Origin of the sequence: Bradyrhizobium sp. U87765 SZCCT0048, from assembly GCF_018131225.1 — a bacterium.
In the GTDB taxonomy this organism is placed as follows: domain Bacteria; phylum Pseudomonadota; class Alphaproteobacteria; order Rhizobiales; family Xanthobacteraceae; genus Bradyrhizobium_A.
Window position 1 is genome coordinate 251642 of record NZ_JAFCMM010000001.1, and the last position, 18201, is coordinate 269842.

Annotated in this window: 17 protein-coding genes; 6 read left to right on the forward strand and 11 right to left on the reverse strand. The window is 65.8% G+C overall.

The window, feature by feature from the left end; all coding sequences use genetic code 11:
* Positions 1–46 precede the first annotated feature (46 nt).
* Together JQ639_RS01105 and JQ639_RS01110 are read left to right on the forward strand one after the other, a co-directional pair.
* Positions 47–235: a hypothetical protein gene (locus tag JQ639_RS01105; protein WP_211970088.1), complete on the forward strand. Its 189-nt coding sequence runs from the start codon at positions 47–49 to the stop codon at positions 233–235.
* An 81-nt stretch (positions 236–316) separates the two neighbouring features.
* Complete coding sequence (locus JQ639_RS01110) at positions 317–1087, forward strand: SDR family NAD(P)-dependent oxidoreductase (RefSeq protein WP_211970089.1); 771 nt, start codon at positions 317–319, stop codon at positions 1085–1087.
* Between the two features lie 4 nt (positions 1088–1091).
* On the opposite strand, the gene JQ639_RS01115 is transcribed toward JQ639_RS01110, so the two are convergent.
* The gene (locus JQ639_RS01115) at positions 1092–2594 is read right to left on the reverse strand and encodes a caspase family protein (protein ID WP_211970090.1); all 1503 of its coding nucleotides are present in this window, start codon (positions 2592–2594) and stop codon (positions 1092–1094) included.
* Between the two features lie 360 nt (positions 2595–2954).
* Between JQ639_RS01115 and JQ639_RS01120 the strand changes: the two genes are divergently transcribed.
* Together JQ639_RS01120 and JQ639_RS01125 are read left to right on the forward strand one after the other, a co-directional pair.
* Positions 2955–4535, forward strand: coding sequence for a DEAD/DEAH box helicase (locus JQ639_RS01120; protein ID WP_211970091.1), 1581 nt, complete (start codon positions 2955–2957; stop codon positions 4533–4535).
* Positions 4536–4669: 134 nt separating this feature from the next.
* Complete coding sequence (locus JQ639_RS01125; RefSeq protein ID WP_211970092.1) at positions 4670–5737, forward strand: GGDEF domain-containing protein; 1068 nt, start codon at positions 4670–4672, stop codon at positions 5735–5737.
* Positions 5738–5858: 121 nt separating this feature from the next.
* Here the strand turns inward: JQ639_RS01125 and JQ639_RS01130 are convergent, their stop codons facing one another.
* From JQ639_RS01130 to JQ639_RS01165, 8 genes are all read right to left on the reverse strand, one after another.
* On the reverse strand, positions 5859–6560 hold the full coding sequence (locus JQ639_RS01130; RefSeq protein WP_211970093.1) for a TfoX/Sxy family protein: 702 nt from the start codon (positions 6558–6560) through the stop codon (positions 5859–5861).
* An 86-nt stretch (positions 6561–6646) separates the two neighbouring features.
* A complete protein-coding gene (locus tag JQ639_RS01135; protein ID WP_211970094.1) occupies positions 6647–7057 on the reverse strand; it encodes a HesB/IscA family protein in 411 nt (136 codons plus the stop codon).
* 72 nt (positions 7058–7129) lie between these two features.
* The gene (locus JQ639_RS01140) at positions 7130–7522 is read right to left on the reverse strand and encodes an SUF system Fe-S cluster assembly protein (protein ID WP_211970095.1); all 393 of its coding nucleotides are present in this window, start codon (positions 7520–7522) and stop codon (positions 7130–7132) included.
* Positions 7519–8766: a cysteine desulfurase gene (locus JQ639_RS01145; protein ID WP_211970168.1), complete on the reverse strand. Its 1248-nt coding sequence runs from the start codon at positions 8764–8766 to the stop codon at positions 7519–7521. The genes JQ639_RS01140 and JQ639_RS01145 overlap by 4 nt, the downstream gene beginning before the upstream one ends.
* Positions 8763–10076, reverse strand: coding sequence for a Fe-S cluster assembly protein SufD (gene sufD / locus JQ639_RS01150; protein ID WP_211970096.1), 1314 nt, complete (start codon positions 10074–10076; stop codon positions 8763–8765). The genes JQ639_RS01145 and sufD overlap by 4 nt, the downstream gene beginning before the upstream one ends.
* Positions 10077–10087: 11 nt before the next feature.
* Positions 10088–10843 (reverse strand): Fe-S cluster assembly ATPase SufC, encoded by a 756-nt coding sequence (gene sufC / locus JQ639_RS01155; protein ID WP_211970097.1) that lies wholly within the window; start codon positions 10841–10843, stop codon positions 10088–10090.
* A gap of 95 nt (positions 10844–10938) precedes the next feature.
* The gene (sufB, locus tag JQ639_RS01160; protein WP_211970098.1) at positions 10939–12420 is read right to left on the reverse strand and encodes a Fe-S cluster assembly protein SufB; all 1482 of its coding nucleotides are present in this window, start codon (positions 12418–12420) and stop codon (positions 10939–10941) included.
* 281 nt (positions 12421–12701) lie between these two features.
* Positions 12702–13859, reverse strand: coding sequence for a cysteine desulfurase family protein (locus JQ639_RS01165; RefSeq protein ID WP_211970099.1), 1158 nt, complete (start codon positions 13857–13859; stop codon positions 12702–12704).
* Between the two features lie 249 nt (positions 13860–14108).
* Here JQ639_RS01165 and JQ639_RS01170 point away from each other — a divergent pair, with 249 nt between their 5' ends.
* Entirely contained in the window at positions 14109–14756 is a 648-nt protein-coding gene (locus JQ639_RS01170; RefSeq protein WP_211970100.1) for an alpha/beta hydrolase, read from the forward strand.
* Between the two features lie 62 nt (positions 14757–14818).
* Here JQ639_RS01170 and JQ639_RS01175 read toward each other — a convergent pair whose 3' ends face one another.
* Both JQ639_RS01175 and JQ639_RS01180 read right to left on the reverse strand, forming a co-directional pair.
* A complete protein-coding gene (locus JQ639_RS01175; RefSeq protein WP_211970101.1) occupies positions 14819–15493 on the reverse strand; it encodes a glutathione S-transferase family protein in 675 nt (224 codons plus the stop codon).
* A gap of 114 nt (positions 15494–15607) precedes the next feature.
* Positions 15608–16711 carry an anhydro-N-acetylmuramic acid kinase gene (locus JQ639_RS01180; RefSeq protein ID WP_211970102.1) on the reverse strand — a complete coding sequence of 368 codons (1104 nt, stop codon included), beginning with the start codon at positions 16709–16711 and terminating at the stop codon, positions 15608–15610.
* Positions 16712–16893: 182 nt separating this feature from the next.
* Here JQ639_RS01180 and tyrS point away from each other — a divergent pair, with 182 nt between their 5' ends.
* Positions 16894–18147, forward strand: coding sequence for a tyrosine--tRNA ligase (gene tyrS, locus JQ639_RS01185; RefSeq protein WP_211970103.1), 1254 nt, complete (start codon positions 16894–16896; stop codon positions 18145–18147).
* Positions 18148–18201 lie beyond the last annotated feature (54 nt).

Genomic DNA, 18201 nt, shown 5'->3' on the forward strand with positions numbered 1-18201 from the left:
GACGCGTGACCTGCATTTGCCGCTCCGACCCGCACGGAGATTGCCTATGTCGCGCATGTTTGTCGTCCTCGGTGTGCTGGCGCTGATCGTCGGCGCGATCTGGATCGGCCAGGGAACGGGTGTGTTTCCCTACCCGGCCACGAGCTTCATGGTCCGGCAGACACCATGGGCCTTCTATGGTGGCGGGCTGGTGCTCGTCGGTATCGTCCTGCTAGGTTTGGCGCGCCGCCGCTAGCCCTCTCATCGCACCGGTCTCGCGGACCGACCGCACCTGCGGTCGATGCAGGCGGACGCGCGACTGCAAGGACCTCCCGCCATGGCGCCCTCTCCTTTCGACCTGTCCGGAAAAGTCGCCGTCGTCACTGGAGGCAATGGTGGCATCGGTCTCGGCATGGCGCGCGGCCTCGCCGCGGCAGGCGCCGCGGTCGCCATCGCCGGCCGCAACGCGGCCAAATCGCAGGCCGCGGCCGCCGCGCTCGTCAGCGAGGGCGGCCGCGCCATCGCGCTGACCGCCGACGTCACGTCGCGTGCCGACACCGCGCAGATGGTGAAGGATACGGTGGCCGCCTTCGGACGTCTCGACATTCTCGTCAACAATGCCGGCATCAACATCCGCACGCCGCCGCAGAGCGTACCGGTGGAGGACTGGCAAAAGGTCATCGACACCAACCTGACCAGCGCTCTGCTGTGCGCTCAGGCGGTCTATCCGGCGATGCAGTCGGCCGGCGGCGGCAAGATCATCAATATCGGCTCCATGCTGTCGATCTTCGGCGCCTCGTTCGCGCCGGCCTACGCCGCCAGCAAGGGTGGCATCGTGCAGTTCACCAGATCGCTGGCCTGCGCCTGGGCGCCCGACAACATCCAGGCCAACGCGGTGCTGCCAGGCTGGATCGATACCGAGCTCACCCAGGCCGCGCGCCGGCAGGTGGATGGCCTGCATGGCCGCGTGCTTGCCCGCACGCCTGCCGGGCGCTGGGGCGTACCGGGCGATCTCTCCGGCGTCGCCGTTTTTCTCGCGTCGAACGCTTCAGACTTCGTCACCGGCACGGCGATCCCCGTCGATGGCGGCTATTCGGTGTCCGGATAAACCGTCAGCGCCGGAACGTCTTGATCTCCGAGACGCTGCCGTCGGGGAACGTCAGTTCGACCGACACCGAGCGGGTTGCGGGCGGCAGCTTCAGATAGGTCTGCGCGTCGCCGGGAATGGCGATGGGGTCCTTGAGGCTGCAGAGCGGCAGCTTGATCACCTTGTCCGGCACGCCGCTGTCGATGCCGATCCGCATCTCGCGGATGGCGCAGCGGTAGGACACGAGGTGGGTATAGTAGACCAGCAGGCCGTTGTAGTCGCGGAACGCCAGCCAGCTCGTCGACGTCATGTCGAGGATCTTGCGCTGGTCGCGCACCAGCGCGGCTTCCGGATTGAAGCTGATCGGAAACGGCCCCTGCATCTCGCCGTTGATGTCGACATAGCGGACTTGCAGCGTCGCCGCCGGCGCATCCGGCGACAGCTCGAACGACGGGTTCGGCGAACGCCGCCGTGTCCGTGGATCGAGGGTGTCGAGAAAACCGGTGTCCCTGAACGTTCCCTCGTCGCCCATGCGCCAGGAGATGGCGAGCGCCGGATCGGCCAGCGAAACCACCACGGTCCAGCCGCCATTGTGCCGCGAGAAACTGGCGATCGGCGCGTTGGTGCTGTCCGGCGCAAGCAGCCGCGGCGCGGTCGTCACCGGCGGCAGCCCTGCGAGCTGCGGCTGCTGCGGTACCACGGCGATGGTGCGATCGCCGGCAGCGCTTGAGGCGTTCGCATTGAGCACGACATCGCCGACGATCTGATCGTAGTAGGCCGGGGTCTGCGGATGACGTACGGCCGCGGTCATCTCGCGAACGTCCGCCTGGGTACGCTTGGCGATCTGCACGAGGCTGAGCCCTGGCTGGGCCAGCTCGATCACGAAATTGCGGGTGAACACCGAGTTGGGATTGGTATCGGTCTCCGACAGGCGGTCGAGCGCGGTCTGCTTGGCCCCCGCCGAGAACACCACGAACACGCCTTCCGGCGGCGTCATCGCGGCAAGCCCGCCGCCGCCGGCCAGCGCGCGGGTGCCGGGCCGTTCGAACGGATTGTTGCGACAGGCGTCGAACACGAAGATGGCCGTCCGCGCCCCGCGCCGTTGCAGCCGCGAGATAACCCGTTCGGCGGCCATGGCGCCGTCGCGCACCAGTTCGTCCTCGCCGGCATTCGCGGCTGCGACGTCGGTAGGCAGCAGATAGTTTTCGCCGCCGATCTCGAAGCCGTGTCCGGCAAAAAAGAAGAACGCGGTGTCGCCGGGCTCGACCGCCTGGTCGAACGCCAGCAGCGTCTCGGTGAAGCCCTTGCGGGTCTGGTTCTCCGCCGCCATCACGGTGAAGCCGAGCCGACGCAGCACATCGCCCATGGCGCGGGCGTCGTTCACGGCCTTCTGCAGGCGCGGGATGTTGCGATAGTCGTCGTTGCCGATCACCAGCGCGACGCGTTTCTCGGCGGCTGCGGGCGATGCGAACGAAGCGAGCGCGGCGACGGCGAGTGCCGCCATCCGGAGGGCGAGCCGCGGGATCATGGAGGGTTCCTGAGTGTCGGGCCGGCCGGCCCCCGGGAGAGGCCGGGTGGCCGGTTCGGCACTCCTGCATAGTCGCCCCCCGGCTGTCCACGGTTCAGGCGCAATGACAGCAAAAGCGCGCGAATTGGCGCCATTTGGCCGGGAAATGGTGAGGTTTTTGCGGTTGTCATGCTGGAACACATTGACTTTGGCCATTTCGCCCCTATGTTCCGCCGTGACGCGGCGCGGAGTCGACACGCGATGTCCCGGTGAGCCGCCTGTCAGCGTAACTCCCTCCCCGTGCCAAAGAGCGTGCCGTTCCGGGGTTGAACGCGACAGTTATTCCCGAGAATCCGAACGGCGGTTTCGACTCGAGGCTCAATGTCTTTTTCCGATCTTGGATTGTCCGACAAGGTAGTGGCCGCTGTCGCGGCTGCCGGCTACACCCAGCCGACCCCCATTCAGGCCCAGGCCATTCCCCACGTACTGGCGCATAAGGACGTGCTGGGGATCGCCCAGACCGGCACCGGCAAGACGGCGGCGTTCGTGCTGCCGATGCTGACCCTGCTGGAAAAGGGTCGCGCCCGGGCCCGCATGCCCCGCACCCTCATCCTCGAGCCGACGCGGGAACTCGCCGCCCAGGTCAAGGAGAACTTCGACAAGTACGGCGCCGGCCAGAAACTCAACGTCGCGCTCCTGATTGGCGGCGTTTCGTTCGAGGACCAGAACAACAAGCTGATGCGGGGCGTCGACGTCCTCATCGCCACCCCGGGCCGCCTCCTCGACCACTCCGAGCGCGGCAAATTGCTGCTCACCGGCGTCGAGCTGCTGGTGATCGACGAAGCCGACCGCATGCTCGACATGGGCTTCATCCCGGACATCGAGCGTATCTGCAAGCTGGTCCCCTTCACCCGGCAGACGCTGTTCTTCACGGCGACCATGCCGACCGAGATCCGTCGGATCACCGAAACTTTTCTGCACAATCCTGAGCGCGTCGAAGTCTCGCGCCCGGCCTCGACCGCGGTGACTGTGAGCCAGTCGTTCGTCAGCTGCGGCAGCGCCCCGCATGTCAAGCGCGACACCCTGCGCCGGCTCATCCGCTCCGCCCAGGACCTCAAGAACGCGATCATCTTCTGCAACCGCAAGCGCGACGTCGCCCTGCTTCACCGCTCCTTGCAGCGTCATGGTTTCGGCGTCGTCGCCCTGCATGGCGATATGGACCAGTCGGCCCGCATGGCGGCACTTGATCAGTTCCGCAAGGGCGAGATGCCGCTACTGGTCGCCTCCGATGTCGCCGCTCGCGGTCTGGACATTCCCGAGGTCAGCCACGTCTTCAATTTCGACGTTCCCCATCATCCCGACGACTACGTCCATCGCATCGGCCGCACCGGCCGCGCCGGTCGCCTTGGCTCCGCGATCTCGATCGTCACGTCGGCCGACAGCAAGTCGCTGGCCGCCATCGAGAAGCTGATCGGGCAGGCCATCCCGCGTCTCGAAACCGATCTCGGACCAGCAACCGTGGACAGCGCCGACGAGGCGTCCGAAACCAGCGCCCGTCCTTCAGGCGACCGCAAGCCGCGCCGCGATGGCCGACGTTCACGCTCGGGCCGTGATGAGGCCAGCGCCCGCAGCGAAGGCGGCCGTGGTGAGCACGGTGGCCGCGAGGAGCGTAGCAGCCGAGAAGATCGCGGCAGCCGTGAAGAGCGTGGCGCGCGCGAGGAACGCGGCAACCGCGATGAGCGTGGTGGCCGCGATGAGCGTGGTGGCCGCGAGGAGCGTGGTGGTCGTGGCGAGCGCTCCAGGCGCAAGGCCCCCGCTGCGTCGAACCAGCCGCCTGCTCCGAATCAGCCGCCCTCGATCGGCCGTACGCCGATGGCTGCGACGCCACGCGAGCACTCCGAACCGGGCGATCATTCGCATCTGCCGGCGTTCCTGCTGCGGCCGATACGCGCACGCGTGTAATGATACCGGGCGGGGAGCGATTGCTTAACCGCCCGTTCACCCTCGTGCCGTAACCTTGTTGTCATTGTTTTAGCTTTTATGGCTGTTACGGGACGTGGCGATGAGCCGGGTTGCTCATCCGCGGGGACGCCATCGTGATTGGACTTCTGGACGAACATCAGCGCACTTTGGCTTTTGCCGAAGTCGCCTTGGGCCAGATCAGGTCGCTGCGGCAGCCGGCCGTGCCGCGCAACTATGAGATCTGGTACGTCTATGCGACGGGCTACAATGCCCCGCTCAACAAGATCATCAACGAGACACTGGCGCGTCAGGGCAAACTGACCGAGTCCGATCTCGAGCAGATCTACGAAACCTACCTCTCCCAGCTCCGCACCACAGACCGCATCGACAAGGTCGGCGCCCGCGTCATCAACGAGATCGATGATGTCATGGCGCTGGTGTCGGATGCGCTGAGCATGACGACCGCGTTCGGTCACAGCCTCGACGGCGCGACGCAGAAGCTCGGCGCCGCCCACGACAGCAGCACGGTCATGGCCGTGGTGCAGTCGCTGGTGAAGTCGACGCTGGACATGCGCGAGCACAACAAGGCGCTGGAAGCCCGACTGACGGTCTCCAAGCAGGAGATCAACAACCTGCAGCAGAGCCTCGAGGCGATCCGCGCCGAGACCCTGACCGATCCCCTCACCGGGCTCGGCAACCGCAAGTTCTTCGACCGCGCCATCGACGACGCGGTCAAGCATGCACAGGCCCAGGGCGAACCGCTGTCGCTGCTGATGTTCGATATCGACCACTTCAAGTCGTTCAACGACAACTATGGCCATCTCACCGGCGACCAGGTGCTGCGCCTCGTCGCGCTGTCGCTGCGCGCCACGATCAAGGGCCAGGACATCACTGCCCGCTATGGCGGCGAGGAGTTTGCCGTGGTGCTGCCGAATACGGCGCTGCGCCAGGCCCTGACCGTCGCCGACCACATCCGCCGCGCCGTGATGTCGAAGGAATTGAAGAAGAAATCGACCGGCGAGATCCTCGGCCGCGTCACGATTTCGGTCGGTGTGTCGATGCTGCAGAACGGCGACGACACGATCTCGCTGATTGAGCGGGCCGACGCCTGCCTCTACGCCGCCAAGCGCAACGGCCGCAACCGCGTCGTCTGCGAGGCCGATCCGGAATATTCTCCGACCGACCACATCCAGGTGGCTTGAGGTCAGGTGGCTTGAAGTCAGGCCGCTTGAAGTCTTCGGCCAGCCGTCTTTCGCCCGAACCCTGCTTACAACGCGTATTCGCCCGCAGGGCGGGTTGTCGGCATATTCGACGTTCGCGATGCTACCGCCGCGTTGGACCGGAAGGCGATTTTCGCGGCGGTGCGCCCGAACCAGACTTGGTCGCCTTGGCCGAGGCGGTGCGGACGCTGGCCTTGCGCGCGGCCTTCGGGCGGACGGGGGTTTCGGTCGCGGCCGAGATCTTGCCCTTGCGCGTGCCTCTGCGCTTGCCCTTATCCTTGCCGGCCGAAGCCGTCTTGCCGGCTGACGCGGCTTTGCCGGCGCGGGACGGCTTCGCCGAACGCGACGCCGCCGGCGCCTTCGCGGGCCTGCCTGAGAGCTTCGCCGCAGCGCCGGTCCCGGAGCGTCCGGTTGCTGGGATCGCGCTCTTTGCTGGGCCCCTCGCCGTGCCTTTGGCGGCGCTGCGGGCCTCCCTGGAGCGTTTGACAGCCGCAGCACGTTCGGCAGCGCCCAGCGACGCCCTCGCCCACTCCGCGAGCTCCTCGGGATCGTCGTACAGACGGTCCGGCAGCTGCCAGTAGGAATTGATGGTCACGAGCTTGCCGCGGGCCGCGTACTGGAACGGCTTGACGCCTTCGTCCTCGAAGCGCGCCACATTGTGCTCGTCGGTGCGAAAATAGATGGCGCCGCGCAGCACCAGGGCGAAATTGACCCCGTCGACGGACACGCCGTAGCCGCTGAACATGCGGCGCAGGCCCACCGGGCCGAACGCGGAGAACAGGTCCTGCAGAAATTCGCGATCCATGGAGCCAACCGCACTAGCCTGGCCGCCCTGACAGTCGCTTCGGCATCACGCCTTCCAGGGCGGCTGTCAGAACCGCAACGCCATAATCACGCCGGCAGCTTGGCTGGCGTCAATTGAACCGACTCGCCGCACCCGCAGGCGCCGGTCTGGTTGGGATTGTTGAACACGAACTGGGCCGCCATGCGGTCGACCTTGAAGTCCATCTCGGTGCCGAGCAGGAACAGCACGGCCTTCGGATCGACCAGGATCTTGACACCCTTGTCCTCGACGACCTCGTCGGTCGGGCGGATGTCGTGGGCGTACTCGACCGTGTAGGACATGCCGGCGCAGCCGCCGTTCTTGACCCCGACCCGCAGGCCGACGATCTGGCTGTCCGCCCGCGCGGTCAGCTCGCGGATGCGCTCCGCCGCCGCCTCCGTGAGGCGCATGACTTGGGGCCTGGGCCGGCGGGCCGGCTTGCTCGGAGACGCTGAGGGGGTCGGTGTCATTCCAGTCATCTGGTCATGTCCGTCGGGATTTCAATGCCCGTGCATGGATCATCGCGGGAGTCGGTAGAACTTGCAACCGTCTCACCACATATTCAGAACGACGCGTGCCTCGTCCGACATGCGCTCCGGCGTCCATGCCGGCTCCCACACGATCTTGACGCTCACGGTTCCGACCCCGGCGACGCTCGCCACGGCGTTCTCCACCATGGTCGGCAACTCGGCCGCAGCCGGGCAGTTCGGCGTCGTCAGCGTCATCTCGACGTCGACGGTACGGTCGTCCTTGATGTCGACCTTGTAGATCAGGCCAAGCTCATAGATGTCGGCCGGGATTTCCGGGTCGTAGACGGTCTTCAGCGCGCCGACGATGTCGGCGCCGAGCCGCTCGGTTTCCTCCGGCGGCAGCGCGGACCGGGTGTCGACCCGGTTCGGAGCTTCCGCCGCGGCCGTCTCCGCCGTCTGCTGGGCTTCACTCATGAGAACAAATCCTGCGCCTTGATCAACGCCTGTACGAGCTGGTCGACTTCGTCCCGGGTATTGTACATCGCAAACGACGCCCGGCACGTCGCGGTCACGTTGAATCGTTCCAGCAGCGGCATCACGCAATGCGTGCCGGCGCGCACCGCGACGCCCGAACGATCGATGATGGTGGCGATATCGTGGGGGTGCGCGCCCTTGATCTCGAACGAGATCACGCTGCCCTTGTCGCGGGCGTTGCCGATGATGCGCAGCGAGTTGATCTCCCGCAGCCGCTCATGGGCATAGAGCGTCAGATCGTGCTCGTGGGCCGCGATGCGGTCCTTGCCGATCGCATTGACATAGTCGATCGCCGCACCCAGCCCGATCGCCTCGACGATCGCCGGCGTGCCGGCCTCGAACTTGTGCGGCGGGTCGCCATAGGTCACCCAGTCACGGCTGACCTCGCGGATCATCTCGCCGCCGCCGGTGTAAGGCCGCATCGCCACGAGGTGGTCGTACTTGGCGTAGAGCACGCCGATGCCGCTCGGGCCGTACAACTTGTGCCCGGTGAAAACGTAGAAGTCGCAATCGAGGTCCTGGACGTCGATCGCCATGTGCACGGCGGCCTGGCTGCCGTCGATCAGCACCGGGATGCCGCGGGCATGCGCCAGCTTCACCACGTCCTTCACCGGCACGATGGTGCCGAGCATGTTGGACATCTGGGTGATCGCTACCAGCTTGGTCTTCGGCGTCAGCAGCTTCTCGAACTCGTCGAGCAGGAAGTTGCCGTCGTCGTCGACCGGCGCCCACTTGATCACCGCGCCCTGGCGCTCGCGCAGGAAATGCCAGGGAACGATGTTCGAATGATGCTCCATGATCGAGATGACGATCTCGTCGCCTTCGCCGATATTGGGGGCACCCCACGACGACGCCACGAGGTTGATGGCCTCGGTGGCGTTGCGGGTGAAGATGATCTCTTCATTGCGGCGCGCATTGAGAAAACGCGCGGTACGCTCGCGGCCGCCCTCGTAGCCTTCGGTCGCGGCGTTGGCGAGATAATGCAGGCCGCGATGAACGTTGGCGTACTCGGACGTGTAAGCCTTGGTCATGCGGTCGAGCACCGCCTGAGGCTTCTGCGCCGACGCCGCATTGTCCAGATAGACCAGCGGCTTGCCGTAGACCTTCATGGCGAGCGCGGGGAAGTCCGCCCTCACCCGTTCGACATCGTAGGTTCCGTTGGCGACCGCGGGATGCATGATCAGCCTCGCGCCGTCAGCCAGCGCTCGGCCGCGTTTACCGCGACGTCGCGCAGATCGTCGTCGACGATCGACTCGATCGCTTCACCGACGAAGGCGGCGATCAGCAGCGCCTGCGCTTCCTTCTCCGGCAGGCCGCGCGCCCTCAGGTAGAACAGCAGGCTCTCGTCGAGCGCGCCCGCCGTCGCACCATGGCCGCAGGTGACGTCGTCGGCGAAGATCTCGAGCTCGGGCTTGTTGTCGATCTCGGCCTCGTCCGACAGCAGCAGTGCCCGCGTCATCATCTTGCCGTCGGTCTTCTGCGCGTCCGGCTGCACGATGATCCGGCCCTGGAACACGGAGTGACCACGGTCGTCGAGCACCGAGCGAAACACCTCGCGGCTCGTGCAGTGCGGCACGGCATGGTCGACCACCAGCGTGGTGTCGCCATGGCGGCGACCGCCCAGCAGGTTGACACCGTTGGTCGAGAGTTCGCTGCCTTCGCCCCTGAACGCAATGAAGCCCTGGTAACGGCTGACGCCGCCGCCGCTGGTCAGGTTGAAGGTGTTGAACTTCGCACGGGCTCCGAGGGTGAACACCCCCGTCGTGATGTTGGCTGCGTCCCGCGCATCCTCCATCAGCCGCACATGCTGTAGCTCCGCCTCGTCGGCGATCGTGACGAACAGCGCATCACTCGCCTGATAGGCGCCGGCGCCCGAAGCGGCGACGAAGCTCTCCACCAGCGTGACGCGCGCGCCCTTGCCAATCACGACCTGCGAGCGGGTGAATGCCGCTGCGGTCGAGGCTACAGCGACATGGACGATATGCAGCGGCCTGTCGAGCGCCGCGCCGTCAGCGACCTCGATCGCAACACCGTCGGTCGCCAGCGCTGCATTGAGCGCCGTCATGCTGTCGGTGGCGGCGCCCGACTGCAGCACCGCTGCGTCGCCGGCATCGAGCGTCTCGCGCAGCGAGCGCACGCGCAGGCCGGCCTCGAGCCCGGCGAGATCGGACAGGCCGCTCGCGAAAACGCCATCCACCAGCACCAGAGTGCGGGTGTTCTTGACATCGAGCGCCGCGACCGCCGCCTTGGCGCGCGTCAGCGCAGCCGCGTCGGGGGCATCGGCGAGCGGTGCCACCTCGCGCAGCAGCGCGCGCAGGTCCGTGTACTTCCATTCCTCGATACGGCGGTGCGGCAGTCCCTGCCGCGCGAACACGTCGAACGCCGCCTGTCGCGCCTGCGCGACCGCGCCCGTTCCCGGCAACCGGCCACGCGCCGCTGTGAAGATCTCCGCGAGCGGCCGTTCAGCTGTCGATTTCACCAAAGCCACGTTCATGATGCGCCCGCTTATGCAGCCGCGTCTTCGAACTGCGCGTAGCCGGACGCTTCCAGTTCGAGCGCGAGCTCCTTGCCACCGCTCTTGACCACCTTGCCCTTCGACATGACGTGCACGACGTCAGGGACGATGTAGTTCAGCAAGCGCTGGTAGTGGGTGATCACGATCATGCCGCGATCGCGGGACCTCAGCGCATTGACGCCGTCGGCGGCGATGCGCAGCGCGTCGATGTCGAGGCCGGAATCCATCTCGTCGAGGATGCACAGGCTCGGCTCGAACAGCGCCATCTGCAGCACTTCGTTGCGCTTCTTCTCGCCGCCGGAGAAGCCGACGTTGACGCCGCGACGCAGCATGTCCTGCGGAATGTTAAGACGGCCGGCGACCTCGCGGACTTTCTTGAGAAAGTCGGGGGTGGAATACTCGCTCTCGCCGCGTGCCTTGCGCTGGGCGTTCAGGGCCGTGCGCAGGAAGGTCATGGTAGCAACGCCGGGAATTTCGACCGGATACTGGAACGCCAGGAAAACGCCCTTGGCGGCGCGCTCATCCGGCGCCATCGCCAGCACGTCCTCGCCATTGAGGAGGATCTCGCCACCGGTGACGTCATAGCCCGGCTTGCCGGCGATGACATGACTCAGCGTCGACTTGCCCGATCCGTTCGGGCCCATGATCGCGTGGACTTCGCCCTTGTTCACGGTCAGCGACAGTCCATGCAGGATTTCGCGTTCCTCGACACGAACGTGAAGATCCTTGATTTCAAGCAACGACATCAGTCTGCCTTTCCGAATATCTTTCAGCTTGTTTGCGCCGGCTGCGGTCCCGCCGGCCACCTGGCCGACGGCCGATCATTTGCGCCGGCGACGGCTTATCCCACGCTGCCTTCGAGCGAGATCGAGATCAGCTTCTGCGCCTCGACCGCGAACTCCATCGGCAATTGCTGCAGCACGTCCTTGACGAAGCCATTGACCACCAGCGCCACCGCTTCTTCCTGCGACAGGCCGCGCTGCACGCAGTAGAACAGCATGTCCTCGGAGATCTTGGAGGTGGTGGCCTCGTGCTCGAACAGCGCCGAGGAATTCTTCGCCTCGATGTAGGGCACGGTGTGCGCGCCGCACTTGTCGCCGATCAACAGCGAGTCGCAGGCGGTGAAGTTGCGCGCGCCAGCCGCCTTGCGATGCGCCGACACGAGACCGCGATAGGTGTTCTGCGACTTGCCGGCCGCGATGCCCTTGGAGATGATCCGGCTCGTGGTGTTCTTGCCGAGATGCAGCATCTTGGTGCCGGAATCGACCTGCTGGTAACCATTCGAGATCGCAATCGAGTAGAACTCGCCGCGCGAATTGTCGCCACGCAGGATGCAGCTCGGATACTTCCAGGTGATCGCCGACCCGGTCTCGACCTGGGTCCAGGAGATCTTGGAGTTCCTGCCGCGGCAGTCGCCACGCTTGGTGACGAAGTTGTAGATGCCGCCCTTGCCCTCGGCGTTGCCGGGATACCAGTTCTGCACCGTCGAATACTTGATCTCGGCGTCGTCGAGCGCGACCAGCTCAACGACGGCGGCGTGCAGCTGGTTCTCGTCGCGCTGCGGCGCGGTGCAGCCTTCGAGATAGCTCACATAGGAGCCCTTGTCGGCGATGATCAGCGTGCGCTCGAACTGGCCGGTGTTGCGCTCGTTGATGCGGAAGTAGGTCGACAGCTCCATCGGGCAGCGCACGCCCTCGGGCACGTAGACGAACGAGCCGTCGGAGAACACCGCCGAATTGAGCGTCGCGAAGAAGTTGTCGGAGGTCGGCACCACCGTGCCCAGGTATTTGCGCACGAGCTCGGGATGCTCGCGCAGCGCCTCGGAGATCGGCATGAAGATCACGCCGGCCTTCTTCAGCTCTTCCTTGAAGGTGGTCGCCACCGAGACCGAGTCGAACACCGCGTCGACCGCGACGCGGCGCTCGCCTTCGGGGCGCTCGACGCCGGCCAGCATCTCCTGCTCGCGCAGCGGGATGCCGAGCTTCTCGTAGGTCTTGAGAATTTCGGGATCGACTTCATCCAGCGACTTCGGCGCGACGAATTTCTTCGGCGCGGCGTAATAGTACAGATCCTGGTAGTCGATCTTCGGATAGTCGACGCGCGCCCACGTCGGCTCCTGCATGGTGAGCCAGCGGCGATAGGCCTCAAGCCGCCACTCCAGCATCCAGGCTGGCTCGTCCTTCTTCTGGGAGATGAAGCGGACGATATCTTCGGAAAGTCCCTTCGGCGCCTTCTCGGACTCGATCGGGGTCTCGAATCCATAGCGATATTGGTCGACGTCGATCTGGCGAACCCGATCGACCGTCTCTTGCACAGCCGGCATCTTCGTCCTCCGCTCGCGGTTTCAAGGACCGCGGTGGAAAGCTGATGTCAGGTCCCGAAGGCTCCTGAGGTCCCCTGCCTGGCGGCAGCGGACGGGAAGCTCAGCGGATGACACCAGAAATCTATCTTTACGCGCCGGACCGATCCCGACCCGTCAACAGAGCCCGTCAAACCGGTTGACCGCCCCGCTGCAGGACCCTGCAGACCACCCCGTACACGCCATGTATGTAGGGTGTTCCGTTCTGGAAATCACCCCTTTTTTAGAACCGTTCCAAGAGCGGCTCAGATCGCCCCTCTACCTAATACGGCTGTGATTTTTCTCCAAGCCTCCAGAAGGCCGCGGACCTCGGATTCAGTCGTATCCCAGCCCATACTCAGCCGAATGGCTCCCTGGGCAAGCTCGGCGGGCACCTGCATCGCGGCCAGGACATGGGACGGCGTCACCTTTCCCGAGGAACAGGCGGAACCGGACGAGACAGCGATTCCCTGCAAATCGAAGGCGATCACGGCGGTTTCTGCCTTCAGGCCGAAAGCCGACACCAGAGTGGTATTCGGCAACCGCTCAGCGGCCGCGGAGAAGATGACCGCGGTCGTGTGCACAGCAAGACCGTCCTCCAGCAGCCGCTTCAGCTCTGTCTGGCGGACCGCCTCCTCCGGCCAGTGCGCCATGGCGGCATCGACCGCCGCGCCGAAGCCGGCAATACCCGGCACGTTCTCCGTACCTCCCCGCCGGTTCTGTTCCTGCCCGCCGCCCCGGATCAACGGCTCGGGCGGCGCGAGGCCATCGCGCAGCACCAGCGCGCCCACTCCCTTGGGTCCACCGATCTTGTGCGCCGACACAGTGATCAGATCGGCCTGCAGATCCGGCAGACGGCACGCGATCCGGCCGAGCGCCTGGATCGCATCGACATGCAGCAGCCCGCCGGCGGCATGGACCATGGCCGCGATCTCGGCGATCGGCTGGACCGCGCCGGTCTCGTTGTTGGCCTGCAGCACGGACACCAGCGCCGGCGGACCGTCGCCGAGCAGACGCCGCAGATCGTCGAGATCGACCACGCCGTCAGGCGTCACGGCGATACGGCCGACGCTCTCTGGCGCGAAGCGGCCTCCGGTAAGCACCGACGCGTGCTCCACCGCCGACACCAGCAGCCGCGTGAGCGCGGGCGCGGCCGCGCCCCGCCAACCTGGCGTCAACGCGAGACCATTGGCCTCCGTGCCTCCCGAGGTGAAGACGACGCCGCGCGGTTCGGCGCCGAGTGCGCGGGCGAGCGCCGCCCGCGCGCTCTCGACCAGCGCCCGCGCCGTACGCCCCTCGGTGTGCACGGATGACGGATTGCCAACCACGTCCCAGGCCGCGGCCATGGCCGCCTTCGCTTCGGGACGCAGCGGCGTCGTGGCGTTCCAGTCGAAATAGGACCGTGGTCGGCGAAGATCAGGCAAAGGTTGGCTCCGGCAGATCGTACAGCCCTGGACGTCATTCTTGGGATTAAGGTCATTTGCCGGTTCCGCAAGGGCCACGGCAGCGGGCCGGCGCGCAATATGCTTGCTTTTTGCCCCTCGCCCTATGTTAGAACCCGGCCCTGTTCATCCGGCGTCGTGCGCCGAGAGCCTCGGCTGCCGTCGATCTGGCTCTTCACCGCATGGCCGTCAAGCCGCCGCGTCGCACGCCCTGGAATTTAAGGAATCCGAATGCCTGAAGTCATTTTCACCGGCCCCGCTGGCCGGCTTGAAGGTCGCTACCATCCTGCGAAGCAGAAGAACGCGCCCATCGCGATGGTGCTGCATCCGCACCCGCAGTTTCACGGCACGATGAACCACCAGATCGTCTATCAGGTCTATTATTCGTTCGTGGCGCGCGGCTTTTCGGTGCTGCGCTTCAACTTCCGCGGCGTTGGGCGCAGCCAGGGCTCGTTCGATCACGGCACTGGCGAGCTGTCGGACGCCGCTGCGGCGCTCGACTGGGCGCAGACCATCAACCCCGAGGCCCGTGCCTGCTGGGTGGCGGGCTTTTCGTTCGGCGCCTGGATCGGCATGCAGTTGCTGATGCGTCGTCCGGAGGTCGAGGGCTTCATCTCGATCGCGCCGCCGGCGAATCTCTACGACTTCTCGTTCCTGGCGCCCTGCCCGTCGTCCGGCCTGATCGTTCATGGCGACAAGGACATCGTGGTGCCGCAGAAGGACGTCAACGCACTGGTCGAGAAGCTCAAGACGCAGAAGGGCATCGTGATCGACCACCAGGTCATCCCCGGCGCCAACCACTTCTTCGACGGCAAGCTCGAGCCGCTGATGGAATCGGTCACGTCCTATCTCGACATGCGCCTCGCCAACGTGCGCTGACGCGCGCTTTCGAAAGCAGATGAACCGGCGCGGCGCAGGATCACCTGCGCCGCGTTGTCGTTTCAGGCCGCCGCACGACCTTCGAGCGACAGCACGAAGGCCTGGTGGGTTGTCATGAAATTGCGCAACAGGTCTGGATAAGCTGAGCTGACGGCCTGCTGGACCGACGGCCGCTCCGCGAGGCTGGCGCGCCAGCGATTGAGCTTCGGCTTGCCGGTAAAGATGCCGAAATCGCCGATGCCATCGATGACGTCGAAATAACGGAACGCCGGCGCGAACACCGCATCGACCAGCGAAAACGCCGCTCCGTCGAACCATGGCTGCGCCACAAGGCGGGTCTCCAGCCGCGCGAACTTCTGCTCCAGCGCGGTGACCTTGGCACGGAATGTCGCCTCGTCCTTCGCGGTCTCCAGCCCCCAGATGTCGCCGAGCGCGGCCGAGTTGAACTCGATCCAGCCACGATGCTCGGCGCGCGCGAGCGGATCGGCTGGGTGCAGCGGCTGGGGCTGCGTCTCCTCGAGATATTCGAGAATCACGGCGGACTCGAAGATCGCTGTGTCGCCGACCTGCAGCACCGGGGTCTTGCCGAGCGGCGAGATCGCCAGAAACCAGTCCGGCTTGTTGGCGAGATCGATATCGACCCGCTCGAACGGCACGCCTTTCTCGGCGAGCGCGATGGCGACGCGCTGGACGTAAGGGCAGAGCTTGTGGCTGATGAGCTTCAATGCGGCGGGCATGGCATCCTCCCTGCGGACCCGAATTCAATGCAAGTGCATTGATTAGGATGCAGCTGCATGAATTTGTCAATGCGCGGGCGATGCGCTCAAGGCGACGTGATCAGGGCAACGTGATCAGGGCCGGGCGATGATGCCGCCGGTGGTCGGCGTCGGCACGCCCGTGGTCGCGGGATAGCTGAGCGGCAGCCCCTGCAGGCTGCGGGCGGCCAGGAACGCGAATGCCTGCGCCTCGAGGGCGTCGCCGGCCCAGCCGAGCGCGTCCGCGGTCTCCACCCGCGCCGGAGCGAGGCGCTCGCGCAGCAGCCGCATCATCATCCGGTTGCGGGCGCCGCCGCCAGCCACGATCCAGTCCGTCGGCGCTTTCGGCAGATGCGGCACGATCGATGCGATGGCTTCGACCGTGAACGCGGTCAGGGTTGCCGCACCGTCGGCGGCTGTCAGGTTCGGCAATTGCAGGGAAGCGAACTGGTTGCGGTCGAGCGATTTGGGCGATGGCTGGGCGAAGAACGGGTGCTGCAGCGCGCGCGCGATCCAGCTGGCATCGACATCGCCCTGTGCCGCGAGCCGGCCGTCCTGGTCGAACGGCTGTCCCGTGGTGCGAAACATGTAGTCATCGAGCAGCGCGTTGCCGGGACCGGTGTCGCAGGCGATCAGCGCGTCATAGCCGTCGATGTAGGTGATGTTGGAGACCCCGCCGATATTGAGTACGGCGATGGGACCGGCGCGACCGAGAGCGGTCGCAAGCGCCCGGTGATAGACCGGAACCAGCGGCGCCCCCTGCCCGCCGGCAGCAACGTCCGCCGCCCGGAAATCGTGCATCACGGGAATATGAATCGCGCGGGCCAGCGCAAGGCCATCGCCGATCTGGACGGTCATGCGCTGCGCCGGCCTGTGCAGCACCGTCTGGCCATGGAAGCCGACGATGTCGACGGCCTCGCGCGCGATCTGGTGCTGGGCCGTAAAGGCGGCGACCGCTTCGGCATGGGCGACCGTGACCGCCTGCTCGGCTGCATACAGCGCGCCCGGGCGGGCGTCGCGGTGCGACAGCGCCGTCGCCTCCGCCAGCGCCTGGCGCAACAGCGAGCGCTCCTGCTCCGTGTAGGGACGGTATCCGGAAGGCCCGAACGACATCACCTGTTTGCCGTCGGTCTCGATCAGCGCGACATCCACCCCGTCCAGCGAGGTGCCGCTCATCAGCCCGATTGCCGTCATCACCATGGCAATGGCCTTTTTCGCAGCGGGTTCCCTCTCCAGGAGGCGCTTGGCGGCGACCTCGGCAGGAACCTAACCTTGTATCCAACTTCCAGTTCTTATAATGCCACAAGGAGCATCCTCGCGGCAGATCTCCCGGCCGGCGTCGTTCAGAGCGGTTACCATTTTATCAAACAGACCTAAGAGACATGACGGCTTTTAAATCGGATTTTCTCAACGTGCTGCAGAGCCGCGGCTTCATCCATCAGGTCTCGGAGCCCGAGGCCCTGGACGCGCTCGCGCAGAAGGGTCGCATCACCGGCTATATCGGGTTCGACTGCACCGCCGACTCACTGCATGTCGGCCATCTGCTGCAGATCATGATGCTGCGCTGGATGCAGCAGACCGGCCACCAGCCGATCGCCCTGATGGGCGGCGGCACCACGCGCGTCGGCGACCCCTCGGGCAAGGACGAGAGCCGCAAGATCCTGTCCAGCGACGACATCGCCCACAACCTCGCCGGGATCCGCACGATCTTCACCCGCTTCCTGACGTTCGGCAGCGGGCCGAACGATGCGCTGATGATCAACAACAATGACTGGCTCGGCCCGCTCAACTATATCGACTTCCTGCGCGACGTCGGCAAGCATTTCTCGGTCAACCGCATGCTGTCGTTCGACAGCGTCAAGCTGCGGCTGGAGCGCCAGCACGAGCTGTCGTTCCTCGAATTCAACTACATGATCCTGCAGGCCTACGATTTCGTCGAGCTCTACAAGCGCACCGGCTGCGTGCTGCAGATGGGCGGCTCGGACCAGTGGGGCAACATCGTCAACGGCATCGACCTCGGCCGCCGCATGGCGAATGCGCAGCTGTTCGCGCTGACTTCGCCGCTGCTCACGACCGCGAGCGGCGCCAAGATGGGCAAGACGGCCGCTGGCGCTGTGTGGCTCAACGCCGACCGCCTCAGCGTCTATGACTACTGGCAGTTCTGGCGCAACACCGAAGACGCCGACGTCGAACGCTTCCTCAAGCTGTTCACGACGCTGCCGCTCGACGATGTCGCGCGCCTCGGCGCGCTGCAGGGCCAGGAGATCAACGAGGCCAAGAAAGTGCTGGCGACGGAAGCGACCGCGCTGGTGCATGGCCGCGAGGCCGCCGACGCCGCTGCCGAAACCGCGCGTCGCACCTTCGAGGAAGGCGCCATCGCCGAGAGCCTGCCGACGCTGAGCGTGCCGAAGGCCGAGTTCGACGCCGGCATCGGCGTGCTGGCGCTGTTCGTCAAGGCCGGCCTCGTCGCCTCCAACGGCGAAGCCCGTCGCCAGATCAAGGGCGGCGGCCTGCGCATCAACGATGCGCCGATCGCCGACGAGAAGCTGACTGTCGACGCCAGCCAGCTGACGCCCGAGGGCGTCGTGAAACTGTCGCTGGGACGCAAGAAGCATGTGCTGGTGCGCCCGGACTGAAACGGGCACACACACCGTCTCCGGGGAAAGCATGAGGTCGCCGCAACGACGGCG

Bases quoted from the DNA above. Each gene is read 5' to 3' on its own strand.
- JQ639_RS01135 (WP_211970094.1), bottom strand. From the start codon at position 7,057: ATGACTGGAATGACACCGACCCCCTCAGCGTCTCCGAGCAAGCCGGCC.
- sufB (WP_211970098.1), bottom strand. From the start codon at position 12,420: ATGCCGGCTGTGCAAGAGACGGTCGATCGGGTTCGCCAGATCGACGTC.
- JQ639_RS01115 (WP_211970090.1), bottom strand. From the start codon at position 2,594: ATGATCCCGCGGCTCGCCCTCCGGATGGCGGCACTCGCCGTCGCCGCG.
- JQ639_RS01110 (WP_211970089.1), top strand. From the start codon at position 317: ATGGCGCCCTCTCCTTTCGACCTGTCCGGAAAAGTCGCCGTCGTCACT.
- JQ639_RS01180 (WP_211970102.1), bottom strand. From the start codon at position 16,711: ATGGTGATGACGGCAATCGGGCTGATGAGCGGCACCTCGCTGGACGGG.
- JQ639_RS01130 (WP_211970093.1), bottom strand. From the start codon at position 6,560: ATGGATCGCGAATTTCTGCAGGACCTGTTCTCCGCGTTCGGCCCGGTG.
- JQ639_RS01170 (WP_211970100.1), top strand. From the start codon at position 14,109: ATGCCTGAAGTCATTTTCACCGGCCCCGCTGGCCGGCTTGAAGGTCGC.
- JQ639_RS01140 (WP_211970095.1), bottom strand. From the start codon at position 7,522: ATGAGTGAAGCCCAGCAGACGGCGGAGACGGCCGCGGCGGAAGCTCCG.
- JQ639_RS01105 (WP_211970088.1), top strand. From the start codon at position 47: ATGTCGCGCATGTTTGTCGTCCTCGGTGTGCTGGCGCTGATCGTCGGC.
- JQ639_RS01175 (WP_211970101.1), bottom strand. From the start codon at position 15,493: ATGCCCGCCGCATTGAAGCTCATCAGCCACAAGCTCTGCCCTTACGTC.
- tyrS (WP_211970103.1), top strand. From the start codon at position 16,894: ATGACGGCTTTTAAATCGGATTTTCTCAACGTGCTGCAGAGCCGCGGC.
- JQ639_RS01120 (WP_211970091.1), top strand. From the start codon at position 2,955: ATGTCTTTTTCCGATCTTGGATTGTCCGACAAGGTAGTGGCCGCTGTC.
- sufC (WP_211970097.1), bottom strand. From the start codon at position 10,843: ATGTCGTTGCTTGAAATCAAGGATCTTCACGTTCGTGTCGAGGAACGC.
- sufD (WP_211970096.1), bottom strand. From the start codon at position 10,076: ATGAACGTGGCTTTGGTGAAATCGACAGCTGAACGGCCGCTCGCGGAG.